General features: G+C 66.6%; 10 protein-coding genes. 3 read left to right on the forward strand and 7 right to left on the reverse strand.

The window, feature by feature from the left end; translation table 11 throughout:
* Nucleotides 1-365 precede the first annotated feature (365 nt).
* Complete coding sequence (gene brnQ, locus IB256_RS06155) at nt 366-1,679, forward strand: branched-chain amino acid transport system II carrier protein (protein WP_192295134.1); 1,314 nt, start codon at nt 366-368, stop codon at nt 1,677-1,679.
* 77 nt (nt 1,680-1,756) lie between these two features.
* Here brnQ and IB256_RS06160 read toward each other — a convergent pair whose 3' ends face one another.
* From IB256_RS06160 to IB256_RS06190, 7 genes are all read right to left on the reverse strand, one after another.
* Nucleotides 1,757-3,112: a DUF1329 domain-containing protein gene (locus IB256_RS06160; RefSeq protein WP_192401681.1), complete on the reverse strand. Its 1,356-nt coding sequence runs from the start codon at nt 3,110-3,112 to the stop codon at nt 1,757-1,759.
* Between the two features lie 14 nt (nt 3,113-3,126).
* The gene (locus IB256_RS06165) at nt 3,127-4,977 is read right to left on the reverse strand and encodes a DUF1302 domain-containing protein (protein ID WP_192295136.1); all 1,851 of its coding nucleotides are present in this window, start codon (nt 4,975-4,977) and stop codon (nt 3,127-3,129) included.
* Between the two features lie 114 nt (nt 4,978-5,091).
* Nucleotides 5,092-6,108: an MBL fold metallo-hydrolase gene (locus IB256_RS06170; protein WP_192401683.1), complete on the reverse strand. Its 1,017-nt coding sequence runs from the start codon at nt 6,106-6,108 to the stop codon at nt 5,092-5,094.
* 59 nt (nt 6,109-6,167) lie between these two features.
* The gene (locus IB256_RS06175; RefSeq protein ID WP_192401685.1) at nt 6,168-8,069 is read right to left on the reverse strand and encodes an acyl-CoA synthetase; all 1,902 of its coding nucleotides are present in this window, start codon (nt 8,067-8,069) and stop codon (nt 6,168-6,170) included.
* The gene (locus IB256_RS06180; RefSeq protein WP_192401687.1) at nt 8,069-9,022 is read right to left on the reverse strand and encodes a fumarylacetoacetate hydrolase family protein; all 954 of its coding nucleotides are present in this window, start codon (nt 9,020-9,022) and stop codon (nt 8,069-8,071) included. The genes IB256_RS06175 and IB256_RS06180 overlap by 1 nt, the downstream gene beginning before the upstream one ends.
* A gap of 75 nt (nt 9,023-9,097) precedes the next feature.
* Nucleotides 9,098-10,189, reverse strand: coding sequence for a VOC family protein (locus tag IB256_RS06185; protein WP_192401689.1), 1,092 nt, complete (start codon nt 10,187-10,189; stop codon nt 9,098-9,100).
* 79 nt (nt 10,190-10,268) lie between these two features.
* Nucleotides 10,269-10,883, reverse strand: coding sequence for a TetR/AcrR family transcriptional regulator (locus tag IB256_RS06190; RefSeq protein ID WP_192295141.1), 615 nt, complete (start codon nt 10,881-10,883; stop codon nt 10,269-10,271).
* 263 nt (nt 10,884-11,146) lie between these two features.
* Here IB256_RS06190 and IB256_RS06195 point away from each other — a divergent pair, with 263 nt between their 5' ends.
* Both IB256_RS06195 and IB256_RS06200 read left to right on the forward strand, forming a co-directional pair.
* Nucleotides 11,147-12,772, forward strand: coding sequence for a bifunctional 3-(3-hydroxy-phenyl)propionate/3-hydroxycinnamic acid hydroxylase (locus tag IB256_RS06195; protein ID WP_192401691.1), 1,626 nt, complete (start codon nt 11,147-11,149; stop codon nt 12,770-12,772).
* Nucleotides 12,769-14,415: an FAD-dependent monooxygenase gene (locus IB256_RS06200; RefSeq protein ID WP_192401693.1), complete on the forward strand. Its 1,647-nt coding sequence runs from the start codon at nt 12,769-12,771 to the stop codon at nt 14,413-14,415. The genes IB256_RS06195 and IB256_RS06200 overlap by 4 nt, the downstream gene beginning before the upstream one ends.

A 14,415-nucleotide genomic window follows, 5' to 3' on the forward strand; every position in this document is an offset into this window, starting at 1 on the left:
TGACGTATGTCAGTGCAGTTCATCGGAATAGATCGTTAGGCTAGCAACTATATGAAGCGTCGCGTTCCCCACAAGGGAAGGCTCGCTCACCGTCCATTCCTACCCGGAAGCGACGGCGATTCCTGACCGGCAAGGATGTCGGGATAACCAGAATGCAGGAGCAACCGGGCCACGAGCCCATGGAAAACCTCTGCTATCGGACTTCCAAGAACAAATCACCGTACCGATGACAGCAGCATCACAGGATGCCCAGGCTCGCCCAGCGTGAGTCGGCCAATCCCGTTCGATGCGGCTTTGTCACGTCTGTATGGTGTGCGTGCCTTGGGAGACCACGAAACCGTTTCAGCACTGTGGTATTTCCCTTCATGAAAGTCTTGAAAGGCCAGGACGTCCTGGCACTTGGTTTTATGACCTTCGCGCTGTTCGTCGGCGCGGGTAACATCATCTTCCCGCCGATCGTGGGCCTGCAGTCGGGGCCGCACGTGTGGATGGCCGCGCTGGGCTTCCTGATCACCGCGGTCGGCCTGCCGGTGATCACTGTCGTCGCGCTGGCCAAGGTCGGTGGTGCGATGGACACCCTGAGCCACCCCATCGGCAAGGTCGCCGGCGGCTTGCTGGCGGCTGTCTGCTACCTGTCGGTCGGGCCGCTGTTCGCCACCCCGCGTACCGCCACCGTTTCCTTCGAAGTCGGCCTCGCGCCGTTGACCGGGGAGGGCGCGCTGCCGCTGTTCCTCTACAGCCTTGTGTACTTCGCGGTGGTGCTGGTGATCTCGCTGTATCCGGGCAAGCTGCTCGATACCGTCGGCCGCTTCCTCGCGCCGCTGAAGATCATCGCCCTGGCCGCACTGGGCATCGCCGCCTTCATGCTGCCGGCCGGCCCCATCGGCGTCGCTGAACCGGCCTACCAGGCCGCGGCGTTCTCCCAGGGCTTCGTCAATGGCTACCTGACCATGGACACCCTCGGCGCGCTGGTCTTCGGCATCGTCATCGTCAACGCGATCCGCTCCCGTGGTGTCGACTCGCCGCGGCTGATCACTCGTTACGCCATCATTGCCGGCCTGATCGCCGGGGTCGGCCTGGCGCTGGTATACATCAGCCTGTTCCGCCTGGGCTCGGGCAGCCACGACATCGCCGCCGGTGCCGCCAACGGCGCTGCCGTCCTGCACGCCTACGTGCAGCACACCTTCGGCTCACTGGGCAGCACCTTCCTCGCCGTGCTCATCGCGCTGGCCTGCCTGGTGACCGCCGTCGGCCTGACCTGCGCCTGCGCCGAGTACTTCTGCCGCATCGTGCCGCTGTCGTACCGCAGCCTGGTGGTGATCCTGGCCGGCTTCTCGCTGCTGGTATCGAACCTGGGCCTGACCAAGCTCATCCAGTTCTCGATCCCGGTGCTGACCGCCATCTACCCGCCGTGCATCGTGCTGGTGGCGCTGAGCTTCTGCGCCAGCCTGTGGCGTTCGCAGACCCGCATCGTCGCTCCGGTGATGGTGATCTCCTTCGTCTTCGGTCTCATCGATGCCCTGAAGGGGGCCAAGCTCGACGCCTGGATGCCGGCCTGGATGGAACACCTGCCGCTGGCCGAACAGGGCCTCGCCTGGCTGATCCCTTCGGTCGCCATGCTGGCCGTGATGGTGGTGATCGACCGCCTGCTGGGCAAACCTCAGGAAGCGATGGCCTGATATCCTGCCATCCACGAAAAAGGCCGCCCACAAGGCGGCCTTTTTCATGCAGGTCGATTTATCCCGTTCGCTGAAGGTCAGCGGATGCCCTGGTTCCTCAGCGCCGTCGGGGTGTAGTCGACGCTGCTGGCCTTGAAGCCGAACTCCACCTGGGACTTCTCCTGGTTGGTCAGGCCGGACACCAGGTAGCGACCATTGATGAGGTCATAGATGGCCTCCACGCCCAGCCAGGGAATCTGCTTGTCGTACAGCGGTGTCATGAAGCTCTCGCCCACGCGCCAGAGGGTGCCGCGGCCGTCGTAGTGGTCGGCGAGCACGGCCTGCCAGGTGTCCTCGTCGAGGAACAGCACGCGGCGTGCATAGATGTGTCGCTCGCCGGCGCGCAGGGTGCCTTCGACCTGCCAGACGCGGTGTTTCTCGTAGCGCACCAGGTCCTGATTGAGGTGGCCGGGTTTGACCAGGTCGTCATAGCGGTGGGCGGTGGAGTCGAGGGCGAAGCTGTTGTACGGGACATAGATTTCCTTCTTGCCGATCAGCTTCCAGTCGTAGCGGTCCGGCGCGCCGTTGAACATGTCCAGGTTGTCCGCCACGCGCAGGCCATCGGAGGCCGGGTAGGGGCCGTCGTAGGCGATCTGCGGGGCGCGGCGCACGCGGCGCTGGCCAGCGTTGTAGACCCAGGCCATCCGTGGCTCGCGGACCTGGTCGAGGGTCTCGTGGACCAGCACCACATCGCCCGCCAGACGCGCCGGCGCGGTGACCAGCTGCTTGTAGTAGAAGAGGACGTTGTTGTCCTTGTCCGGGATGTAGTCGGTGAGCTGGTCGCGATAGCTGAACTGCTGCTGGAAGTAGGTGGGCGTGTAGGTGCCGCTGGCGGTGGGCGTCGCCTGAACGTGCAGACGCTGGGCGCTGCCGCCGCGGTAGCGGGTGATGTGGTTCCACAACGCCTCGACGCCGCTCTGCGGAATGGGGAAGGGAATCGCCGTCTGGAAGTCCTTCAGGCCATTGCCGCCCTCGACCAGGCTGGCATGGCGCGCATTCGCGGAGACAGCTTGCAGTACCGCTGCCGGGTAGGTCGCCGAGCGATGCGCGGGATAGACGTTGAGGTGGTAATCCGGGTAGCGCTGCAGCATCGCCTGCTGGCCCGGCGTGAGGTTCGCCGCGTACTGCGCCATGTTCTTCGCGGTGATGGTGAACAGCGGTTTTTCCGCGGCGAAGGGGTCGCTCAGGCGGCCGTCAGCGCCGCGGCTGCCGGCGTTGGCTGGCAGGCCGCCGTCCCAGGCGGGAATGCTGCCGTCGACATTGCCGGCGCGCTCTGCACCCAGGGGCGTGAGGGTGTTGCCCAGTTTCGCCGCTTCCATTTCGGGAACGGCAGCCTGTAGGTTGAAGGGCAGGGCCAGGAACAGCAGTGAAGCGCACGCAAGTTTCTTGTTCATCGGTTTTTCTCCGCTTAGAACGACACGCCAAAGCTCAGGGCAAGGAAGTCCCGGTCGGTATTCACGTTGTACTTACCGCCGAAGAAGTTGGTGTAGGAAAGGCTCATGTTGTAGGTGTTGAGGTAGGTGCCATCGACGCCGATGCTGATCGCCCGCGCGCCCTGGTTGAAGCCCGGCTCCGGGGCGTAGCCGTGGACGTCGTGGGACCAGGCCAGGTTGGGTCGCACCGTGGCGCCGTCGATGAGGTCGGCGTATTCCCAGATCGCCCGCGTCTGGTAGCCCCAGGCGGTGCTGGTGACGAAGCCGGAGTCGTTGCAGTACTGCGGCGTGACGCTGTTGCCGGTGCACAGGCTGTTATCGGGGTACAACGCGCCCTGGCCGAACACCGGGCTGCGGCCGTAGCGCAGCTCGTCGTCGTCGCCCAGGCCGCCGACGTGGGTGACGCCGATCTCGCCGATCAGGGTCAGGCGGTCGGCGCCCATCACCTGGTCGAAGAAGTGCGTGGCGGTGACTTGCGCCTGGGTCACTTCCTTGCGCCGGTAACCCTTGAGGACCGCGTCGTTGGCCGGTGCCGGCGCATCGCCGTAGACCGGTGTGAGCGCCGGTATGCCCAGGGTCGAGGTGACCAGGTCGACCGGGTTGATCTGCACCGGCATGTTCGGCCGGTAGCTGATCTCGCCGGCCAGGGTGGTGCCGGTGGGCAGGCTGGTGCTGAAGCTCAGCCCGTAGAGCTGGATGTCCTCGGGGTAGTCGGCGAAGTACTGCGCGCTGCCCAGCCGATAGGCCTGGGTCAGTTGCTGGCCGGCGCTGCTGCCGATCACCGCGCCGCAGAGCGCGTCGGGAATGCCGAGGTTGCCACACAGCTGCGGGGCGAAGCCCAGGTCGGCGGCGTGCGGGCCGCTGCGCACGCTGAGGTAGGGCTGGCGGCTGTGGTAGTTGATGAAGTAGCCGGCGAATTCGCTGTCCAGTTCCGGGGCGAACCAGCGCAGCGCCGCGCCCCACTGGCCGTCGTCGCGCGCTTCGTTGTCCTTGCCGCGAGGGATGACGATGCCTTCGTCGGTCAGGTTGATTCCGGCTGGCGCCAGGGCCTGTACCGCCAGCGGGTTCTGATTGATCACCGGGCCGGCGGCGAGACCGTTGCAGCCGTCGGCCATCACGTCGGTGGTGGAGAAGAAGGTGCCGCAGTTGTCGATCACTGTCTTCTGCCACTGCAACTGGTAGAAGGCCTCGGCGGACAGGTGCTCGCTGAAGTTCTGCGAGACGTAGAACATGTTCACCGGGATCAGGCCTTCCTTGATCTCCGAGCCGGGCCGGCGGAAGGCGGCGACGTCGATCGGGTTGATGGCGTTGATGCCGCCCTGGATGAAGGTGCTCTCGCCCCAGCTCACCACCTGCTTGCCCAGGCGCACGGTGCCGGGCAGGTCGCCGATGCTGTAGTTGTGGTAGAGGAAGGCATCGAGGAACTCGGCGCCCGACGCCTTGGCGCCTTCCTCGCGGCCGTTGTCATCGATGTCCTTGAAGTGCAGGTGCTCGTCCTTGAGCTTGAAGTCGTACCAGTACTTGCCGCGGAGGAAGGCGCCGGAGTCGCCGTACTTGAGCTCCAGGTCGTGGATGCCCTTGAACACCTTGGAGAAGGTGTCGCCCTCGCGGAAGTTGCGCTTGCCGTCATCCGAGCTGTGGCTGTGCAGCAGTGCGGCGTCGGCGTTGCGCATGGCCCAGCTGGCGCCGACTGATAGGCTGGAGTCGAACTGCCCTTCGATCTCGCCAAGGGAGAAGGTGAAGGCTTGCGCGCCGTTACCGTAGAGGACCAGGCCGATGGCGGCGGGAAGCGCAAGCTTGTGCAAGGCGGGTGATCTGCGGTTCATCTGAAACGACCTCTTGTTGTTGTTCTGTCGTCTGCCGGCCCTTTTTCGGGCGCAGCGGCTCCCCGCTGGCCCGCGGTCTGCGGGCCAGTTGATGAAGGTGGTGAGGTGGAGGTGCTAGAGGCTCAGGTCGAGTGCGTCCTCCCCGAGCGTGATCTCGCCCGAATACTCATCGGCCATGCCGCTGACGAACATGCGTCGGGCGAGGAAGTTGTCCGGGGCGGGAATCAGGTGGGTAAGCAGCAGGTGGCGCACCCTGGCACGCTGGGCCATGCGCGCCAGCTCCAGGGTGTCGGCGTGGTAGTCGAGCACGCGCACGGCCTGCGCCCCGCGATCCGGCTGCCCGGTGCGTTCCAGCGCGGCGGCGCCTTCGCGGACCAGATGGGCGTTGATCACCTCGTGCACCACCAGGTCGGCATCGCGCATGGCCTCGAGATAGCGCTCGCTGACGCGGGTGTCGCCGCTGATGAACAGCTTCTTGCCCTGGTAGTGCAGTACGTAGCCGTAGGCCGGTTCCACCGGGTGGTGATCGACACGGTAGGCGTCGATGGTCACGCCGCCTTGGTCATAGACACGCACCGACTCCAGCCCCTCGACGATCTCCACCCGGCGCGGCTCGGCGAACGCCAGCTGCTGGTTGGTCGGCGGCAGGGCGTGGGCGCTGCGGTAACCGGCGTCCTGGGCGTAGGCCATGGCCAGACCCTCGACGACCTGCTCGACGCCGGGCGGGCCGTAGACCAGGAAGGGCGTCTGCCGGCCGTAGATCCAGCTGTGGTTGATCAGCGCGCCAAGGCCATTGAAATGGTCGGAATGCCAGTGGGTGATGAACACCTGGTTCAGCGCCTGCACCGGCACGTGGTTGGTCTCCAGGTTGCGCATGGCGTTTTCGCCGGCATCGAAGAGGAACAGTCGGCCGCCGGCAGCCACCAGGGTGCAGGCCTGGCCACGGGTAGCGTTGACCTGCGGCGTGCCGGTGCCGCAGAGGATGACGCGGATGGCGTTGCCGCCCTGGATCAGGGACTGGTCGGTGTGGTCCTTGACCATCGTATCCAGGGCCGCTTGCTGGATGCGTTCGCAGCCGGGCAGGGCGAGGACGAGCAGCAGGGCAAGGGCTCGGGGCAGTCGGGGGCGCATGGCACTTCCTTCGTTTTATTGTTGTTTCGGGTGCGAGCGAGGCGGTGGTGTGATTGGTCTCAGCCGTGCCAGTCCACCGCGAAGCTGTAGCGGCCCAGCGCGCGGGCCAGTTCATCACGTCCGCTGCCGGCGCGAACCTGCGCCACCAGCCCGCGACGGGCGTCCTGCACCACCTCCACGGCGATGCCGGCCAGACCCTGGTTGTCCGCCTCCTGGTGGATCACCCGAGCGATCTCGCGTTGCTGCAACGCGGGCTTGAATATCTTGCCCACCGGCGTGACTGGCAGGGCGTCGAGAATCTCGATGCGCTTGGGCACCGCGGCGCGTTCGCTGATCCGCTGGTTGGCGAAGTCCAGCAGCGCGGCGCTGTCGGTACGCTGGCCGGCGGCGAGCTGCACGTAGGCCACGGGAATCTCGCCGGCATGCGGATCGGGGCTGCCCACCGCGGCTACCAGAGCAACCGCCGGGTGCGCCTGCAGTGCCTCCTCGATCTGCTTCGGGTCGATGTTGTGGCCACCGCGGATGATCAGTTCCTTCTTGCGCCCGGTGAGCCAGAAGTAGCCCTGGGCGTCCTGCCGGCCGAGGTCGCCGGTGTTCAGCCAGCACTGCCCGCCGATGTCGATCCACAGCCCCTTGTTGTGGCTGGCCTCGAGGTAGCCGAGGAAGACGTTCGGGCCGTGGATGGCGATCACCCCGACTTCGTCGGCTTCGGCATCGCGCAGGTAGTCGCCGTGGTCGTCGAGGATCACCGCGCGCATGCCCTGGTAGGCCAGGCGCAGGCCGATGGAGCCGATCGGGCGCTCGCCGTCGGGCGGGTTGCTCGAGGACACGCAGGCGCCTTCGGTCAGGCCGTAGCCTTCGAGGATGCGCACGCCGACCACCCGCTCGAACTCGCGGAACAGCTCCACCGGCATAGGCGCGGCGCCGCACAGCGCGTACTGCAGGCTGGACAGGTCATGGTTGGCGACCGGTTGTTGCAGGAGTGCCGAATAGACGGTTGGTACGCCGGAGAAGAAGTTGATGCCAAAGTGCTGGACCATCGCCCAGAACGCCGGAATCACCCCCTCGCCGCGATAGCCCTGAGGCGTGCCGATGATTACCCGGTCGCCATGGGTCCAGGGCATCAGCCCGGTCACCAGCTGGCCGTTGACGTGGAACAGCGGCAGCCCGCAGAAGATTGCCTGGCCGCTCTGGCGTGGCTGCATGTTGGCGGCCATGGCCCAGGCGTTGAAGACTTCCGAGCCGTGGCTGCGCTTGGCAATCTTCGGCAGACCGGTGGTGCCTCCGGTGCAGAAATAGGAAGAGGGCTCCTCCGCGCGGATCACCCGGTCGCTGCTGAGCTGCTTGCTGTTCTCGCGGCGCATCAGGCGGCGCAGGTCTTGGATGCGCAGGCGCGGGTGGCGAGCGCGTTCGCGCCGGGCTATCCAGCGCAGCGCGAGAGACGCCACGCTGCCGACGTAGGGCGCCATGCTCACCCAGAGCACATCGTGCACGCCGGGCAAGCTGTCGAGTTGGCTGGCCAGTTTGGGCCACAGGTCGCTGCCGGGTGTCGGCGCCAGGGTCACTACCAGCCGCGCATTGGCGGCACGCAGCAGATCGCCGATCTGCGCGGCCTCCAGCAGCGGGTTGATCGCCAGGACGATGCCTGCGGCCTCGCCGCCCCAAATGACGAAATGGGTTTCCGGCAGGTTCGGCAGGAGGAAGGCGACCACGTCCTTCGGCCCGACGCCAAGCCGATGGAAGGCGTTGGCGGCGCGGGTGATGTCGGCGAACAGCTCGGCGTAGGTCCAGTCATGGGTACGGCGGAAATCCTTTGCTTCGAGGAAGAAGCTCAGCGCCGTTGCCTGGCCGTGCTGCGCAGCGCAGCGACGCAGGGCCTCATAGGTGCTGGCGGGCAGTTCGCGACGGGACAGCGGTACGCTCTCCAGTGCCTGGATGTCGGCGAGGGTCTGCACGGCCATCAGGCTTCCTCCACCACACGGTTGCGCTGCACGCCCAGGTCGATCACGCCGTCGGCGCTACGGATGCTGGCTTCGACCAGATCGCCGGCCTTGAGGTACTGGCTGCGCCCCGCCTGGGTCTTGAGGAAGGCTTTCCACTTGATGTGCTCGGGCAGCAGCGCGGCGATGCGCTGCTTGGCCGGCGACGGCACCGACAGCGCACAGCCGGCCGGCGTGCCGGTGGCGATCAGGTCGCCGGCGGCGAAGTCCTGCACGCCGGACAGCTCGCTCAGAGTCTCCGCCGGGCCGTGCACGAGGTTGGCGGTGCTGTCGCTCTGGCGCACTTCGCCGTTGACTGTCAGGCGCAGCTGCAGATCCTTCAGGTAACGCATGTCGTTCTTCTGCAGCAGGCACAGGTACGGGCCGACCGGGCCGAAGGTGCGGAAGCTCTTGCCCTTGTAGAACTGCATCTGCGGGATCTGGATGTCGCGCGCCGAGTAGTCGTTGACGATGACCACGCCAGCGATGAACTCGTGCAGGTTGGCGTCGCTCACCGCGACCTTGCCGGTGATCTCGCGGCGCAGCACCAGCCCCAGTTCGATCTCGTAGTCGAGGAAGCGCACCTGGCGCGGTTTGATCAGGTCGCTGTCGGCAGCGACGATGCAGCTCTGCGCCTTGGTGAAAATCATGTTGAAGTGCTTGGCGTCCGGGTCCATGCCCGACTCGATCATGTGCTGGCGGTAGTTGGCGCCCTGGCAGACGAACTGCTGGTCGCGGGTGATCGGCGATAGCAGCTTCACCGCATCCAGCGCCAGTTCGTCACCGCGCAGCTCACACAGTTCCTCGACCGGCACCTGGCGGATCAGCTCGCCGGTGCTGGCGTAGCGGTCGGGCAGGGGGCTGATGCGCCCCTGGCGCAGCACGCCCCAGCGGGTTTCGTTCTGGTGTTCGAAGCGGACAAGGTGCACGGGCATGGGGGCGACTCCTGGTACTGCTGTGGGCCGCGTCGGGGCGGCGATTGTTGTTGTGCTGTTTGTTGTGTTGCGGGGCTAGCCGAACATCCGCGCCAGGGTAATCAGCTTGCGTAGCGTCAGATCCGGGCTGTGCCGCAGGTTGTGCAGCAGGATGCGCAGCTTCTGCAGGTTCATCGCCGGCTTGGTGAAGCTCTTGGGCATGCGCTGGCCCCACTGCGACATGGCTTCGGGGCTGACGCCGTGCAGTCCGGTGGGACGCTCGGCGGTGAACAGGTCGCCGTCGCAGTAGTGCTCGTGCTTGTCGCCCCAGGGGTCCTGCCAGTAATCGAAGATTTGGCTGCCGAGGATGTGCCGGCCGATACCCCAGGCATGTTTCCAGCCGCGCTCGCGCAGCACCCGCTGACCCATGCCGACGGCGTCGGCATCCACTACTTCGTAGGCGCTGTGGCTGTAGGCCGCCATGAAGCCCTGGGCCAGTGCCAGGGTGTGGTGGTCGGCGGGTGTGTCGCCCAGGTCCAGGCGCAGGAAGGCTACCGCCGGGGAGCCATCGGGCAGCACCTGCACGTCGCTGGGAATCAGGCCGAAATGCTCGGTGTACCAGCCGGCGGTGGCCTGGTAGTCGGCCACTTCGAGCACCACGTGGCCGAGCTTGATGATGTCCGGCGGCGCCACAGGCGGGCGCTGGGTGGTGTTGATCCGCGGTGCGTCGTCGACCTGGTTCAGCGGCAGGGCCGGGCGGTGCGCCAATTGGCTGGCCGGCTGCTGGCCGTGGATCGCCTCGACGACGAAGCCGGAAGGGTCGTTCAGGCTGACGGACTCGCCGCCACCGGGAGTACTGAGCTTCTGGATCGGCGAGGCGCCCGGCAGGCGTGCCAGCCGTTGCAGGTCCTCGCGCGATTCCACGGCCAGGCCGAAGCCGACGAAGCGCGCCTGTGCCGCCTGTTGCACCCGATAGCAGTAGGGCGCCGGGCCGGTGCCGCGCAGATAGAGACAGTCGGCATCGCGGCGCGCCAGGGTCAGGCCGAAGTCGCCAAGAAAGCGTTCGGCCTGCTCCAGGTCCGGGCGCTCGAAGATCAGGTGCGCCAGCGCGCGGGCCTTGACCGTCGGCTGCGGATGGCGCGCCGGCTGCGGCGTTGCCAGGGAAGTAGAGGAGTGCTGACGGCTCATGTTTGTTGTTCTCCGTGGCTTTCGTCAGGCAAGGCTTCGCCATCACCCCTGAAAAGGAGCGTTGGCAGGTTCGGCTGGATCAGTCCGCTGGCGGTAGCACCGGCAGCTCACCGGTGGACAGGCTGTGTGCTTCCTCCGGCGCCACGCCGAGCGCGCGCAGGGTTAGTTCTGCGGCATCGCTGCCAGCCTGGCGCCACGTGCGGTGGCCCTCTAGGACCAGAAAGATGGAGCTGAGCACGGACCCGGCAATCATCGAGATCACCGACGGCAGCTGCTCCTGGCGGAAGCTGTAGCGGCCGTTGGCGAGCCCGCTGAGCAGGTCGGCGGTGGGTGGCCCGAACCACATGCCGCGCAGCGATTCCTCGCTCATCGAGAAGCGGCTGATGAAGGCGCCCCAGTGCGGTTCCTCGTGGGCCCGGCGGACGAAGAAGCGCATGCCGTTGGCCAGGCGCAGGGCCGGGTCCGAGGTCTCGCCGAAGCTCTTCACCACGCGCTGGTGCATCTCCGCCGCCAGGTGGCTGGCCACGTGCTGGAAGAGGTCGTCGATCGACTGCAGGTTGTTGTAGATGGTGCCCCGGGCCACACCGGCCTCCTGCGCCAGGTCGCTGATGTTCACCTGGCTGGCGCCCTTCTCGGCGAACAGGCGCAGGGCGGCCTGATGGATGCGGCGTTGTACGGCGTTGAGGGTTTCCATGAAGAAATGGCTCCAAGGTCAAGCTTGGAGCGATTGAACACTTGCGTTCAAAATAAGTCAACAGGGTCCATTGTCCGTCATTTTTCCTGCTTTCTCCTCAGTCTCTTCCGACTTCCGGGCCTATCCAGTACGGCGGCGGTGCTCTGGAAAGGCTCTGGCCGGCGGGTTTGGTTAGGCAATTTGAATCAAAATTGATCTCCAGTTGACTGAATTGAACACTAGTGTTCAAAATGATTCGGCGATGTCTTCCCCTGGAGCAAGCAATGCAACAGTCCACAACAACAACGACAACCTGTGACGTGATCATCGTCGGCCTCGGCCCCACCGGGGCGGTACTGGCCAACCTGCTGGGCCGCTATGGCTGGTCGGTGGTCGGCCTGGAGCGCGACGAGGACCTTTACTATGCCCCGCGTGCCGTGCACTTCGACGACGAGATCATGCGCATCTTCCAGTCCGCTGGCCTGGCCGACGACATCGGCCGCACCAGCGAGTCGTTCACCGACATGGAAATCATCCTGCGCCCCGGTCGCAAGCCGGTGACCCGCTCGCGCATCGGCAGCCAGGACCGCCGCTACGGCCATCCCGGCGCCTGGTGGTTCCACCAGCCGACCCTGGAACGGCATTTCCACGACGGGCTCAAGCGCTACCCCAACGTCACTCCGGTGTATGGCTGCCGAGTCACCGGCGTCGAGCAGGATGCCGAAGGCGTGCGCGCCACCGCCGTACAGCGCGACGGCAGCGAGCGGGTGTTCCAGGGCCGCTACCTGATCGGCTGCGATGGCGGCAAGAGCTTCGTCCGCCGCGAGGCCGGGCTGCGCCTGGAGTCGGCGGACTTCGACGAGGCCTGGGTAGTGGTGGACACCAAGACGCGCTCCGGCGAGAAGGATGCACAGCTGCCGGCCAACCACTCGCAGGTGTGCAACCCGGCCCAGCCGGTGACCTATGTGCCCATGGCCGGCCCGTACTACGAATGGCAGTTCATGGTCACCGGCGGCAAGTCCGAGCGCGAGGCCACCGATCCCTACCTGGTGCGCCAGCAGCTGCGCGACTTCGTCGACCTCGACAAGATCGAGATCACCCGCATCGCCTACTACAAGTTCCACGGCCTGTGGGCCAACGACTGGCGCAACGGCCGGATCATCCTGGCCGGCGATTCGGCTCACCAGATGCCGCCGTTCCTCGGCCAGGGCATGTGCTCGGGCGTGCGCGATGCCAGCAGCCTGTGCTGGCGGCTGGACATGGTGCTGCGCGGGGCCGCGCAGGAGAAACTGTTTGACGACTACGAGGCCGAGCGCTCGGCCCACGTGCGCGAAATCATCAACGGCGCGATGTTCCTCGGCAACGTCATCCAGACCCGCCACCGCGGCGTGGCCTTCCTGCGCGACTGGCTGCTGTTCCGCATCGCCGGGATGCTGCCTTTCGCCAACAAGGCTTTCGCCGACAAGGCCAATCGCAAGAAACCGCTGGCTGCCGGCTTCTGCGGCTGGGGGCATCGGCTGTCGGGCCACCTCGCGCTGCAGCCGAAGGTGCTGCGGGAGGAGGAGGGCGAGCGGGTGCTGCTCGACGAGGCGCTCGGCCACGGCTTCGCCTTGCTCGCCCGGCGAGGTTGCCTGGACACCCAGCGCGCCCTGCTGGAGCGGCTGGCGCAACAGGTGGAGCTGCGCCTGCTGGAGTTCGCCGAAGACCCGACCAGCCCGGTGCTGGGCGACCCCACCGGCGCGCTGCAGGACTGGTTCGACGAAGCCGACATGGACTTCGTGCTGATCCGCCCCGACCGCTACGTCTTCGACGCCGGCCGTGCCGACCAGTTGGGTCGTGTCGCCGAGCGCTTCCTCGCCGGTCTGGCACTGGTCCGGTACAGCAACCAACCCCAAGGAGTGGCGGCATGATCGACACGCCCGTTCTCATCAGCGGCGCCGGTCCGGTCGGCCTGACCCTGGCGCTCAACCTCAGCCGCCTGGGCATTCGCTCGGTGCTGCTCAACGATCGCCGGGAGACCACCACGCATCCCAAGCTGGACGTGGTGAACTGCCGCTCGATGGAAATCTTCCGCCAGCTGGGCCTGGCCGAGCGCATCCGCGCGGCCGGCAACCCGGTCGACGCCAACCAGTACTCGGCAATGGCGGCGTCGGCCAACGGGCCGTTCTACAGCGTGATGGCGGACCGTCACCTCATTTACCAGCCGGTCAGCCAGGCCGAACAGGCCATCCGCGCTTGCCGCGACGGCAGCCTGCCGCTGGAGTCGATGCAGCGAATCGCGCAAATGCACCTGGAGCCGGTGCTGATGGCCGAGGTGCAAGCTGACCCGAACATCGAGCTGCGCATGGGCTGGCGCCTGTACGGCTTCGAGCAGGGCTCTACCGGCGTGGTGGCGATGGCCCACGAAGTGGATAGCGGCGAGGCGCAGCAGTTCTTCGCCCAGTACCTGATCGGCTGCGACGGCCCCAACAGCCGCGTGCGCAACTTCCTCAACATCGATTACGACGGCACCCGCGACCTGGTCGGCGAGCTGTTCATCATCCACCTGCGTTCCGACGAGATCGCCGGGCTGTTCCCGAACAACCAGCCGTACTGGCACACCTGGCTGACCCGGCCGGGCTTCGCCGGGCTGCTGGTCTCGCCGGATGCCAGCCGCAACGACTACGTGCTGCACCGGCCCTTTGCGCCGCGCCCCGGCGAGTCGCTGGAGAGCGTGGTGGACGCTGCCCTCGGCACCCGGCTGCGCTATGAGATCGTCCAGTCCGGCCCGTGGCGCCCGCAGTTCCTGGTAGCCCGTTCGTTCGGCCGGCAGCGTGTATTCATTGCCGGCGACGCTACCCACCAGTTCATGCCCACCGGCGGACTGGGGATGAACACCGGCGTGGCCGAGGCGCACAACCTGGCGTGGAAGCTCGCGGCCTGCCTGGCCGGTTGGGGTGGCCCGCGCCTGCTGGAGAGCTACGAGGCGGAGCGCCTGCCCGTTGCCCGGCGCAACCGCGACCACGTGAAGAAATGCGCGGCAGCGACCTTCGAGGCGCAGATGCGCCGCGACGACGCGCTACTCGCCCAGGGGCCGGCCGGTGAGGCGGCGCGAGAGGCCGCCGGGCGCGAGTTCGAACGCAAGGTATCGCGGCTCTACGAGTCGCTGGGCGTGGAGATCGGCTATCGCTATCACGGCTCTCCGGCGATCGAAGCAGACACCGCGAGTGAGCCGGCCTACGAGGAGATTCGCTACACCCCCACCACCTGGTCCGGCGCGCGCCTGCCCAGCGCGTTCCGCGAGGATGGCACGGCGGTCTTCGACCAGTTGGCCCTGGGCGGCTATACCCTGCTGGCCTTCGATGTGGACGCCGAGAGTTGCGCACCGCTGCAGGAGGCCGCCGAGGAATGCCGCGTGCCGCTGAGCGTTCTGCCGATTCACGAGAAGTACCTGGCCAGCCTGTACGAACGGCGCTTCGTACTGGTACGCCCGGACCAGCATGTGTGCTGGCGTGGCGACAGCCTGCCGGTCGATTGCTATTCGCTGTTAAACCGTCTGCGCGGAGCCCGCTGA

The sequence above is a fragment of the Pseudomonas sp. PDM17 genome (genome assembly GCF_014851985.1).
Taxonomy (GTDB): domain Bacteria; phylum Pseudomonadota; class Gammaproteobacteria; order Pseudomonadales; family Pseudomonadaceae; genus Pseudomonas.

Bases quoted from the DNA above. Each gene is read 5' to 3' on its own strand.
- IB256_RS06175 (WP_192401685.1), bottom strand. From the start codon at position 8,069: ATGGCCGTGCAGACCCTCGCCGACATCCAGGCACTGGAGAGCGTACCG.
- IB256_RS06190 (WP_192295141.1), bottom strand. From the start codon at position 10,883: ATGGAAACCCTCAACGCCGTACAACGCCGCATCCATCAGGCCGCCCTG.
- IB256_RS06200 (WP_192401693.1), top strand. From the start codon at position 12,769: ATGATCGACACGCCCGTTCTCATCAGCGGCGCCGGTCCGGTCGGCCTG.
- IB256_RS06195 (WP_192401691.1), top strand. From the start codon at position 11,147: ATGCAACAGTCCACAACAACAACGACAACCTGTGACGTGATCATCGTC.
- IB256_RS06160 (WP_192401681.1), bottom strand. From the start codon at position 3,112: ATGAACAAGAAACTTGCGTGCGCTTCACTGCTGTTCCTGGCCCTGCCC.
- IB256_RS06165 (WP_192295136.1), bottom strand. From the start codon at position 4,977: ATGAACCGCAGATCACCCGCCTTGCACAAGCTTGCGCTTCCCGCCGCC.
- IB256_RS06185 (WP_192401689.1), bottom strand. From the start codon at position 10,189: ATGAGCCGTCAGCACTCCTCTACTTCCCTGGCAACGCCGCAGCCGGCG.
- IB256_RS06180 (WP_192401687.1), bottom strand. From the start codon at position 9,022: ATGCCCGTGCACCTTGTCCGCTTCGAACACCAGAACGAAACCCGCTGG.
- IB256_RS06170 (WP_192401683.1), bottom strand. From the start codon at position 6,108: ATGCGCCCCCGACTGCCCCGAGCCCTTGCCCTGCTGCTCGTCCTCGCC.
- brnQ (WP_192295134.1), top strand. From the start codon at position 366: ATGAAAGTCTTGAAAGGCCAGGACGTCCTGGCACTTGGTTTTATGACC.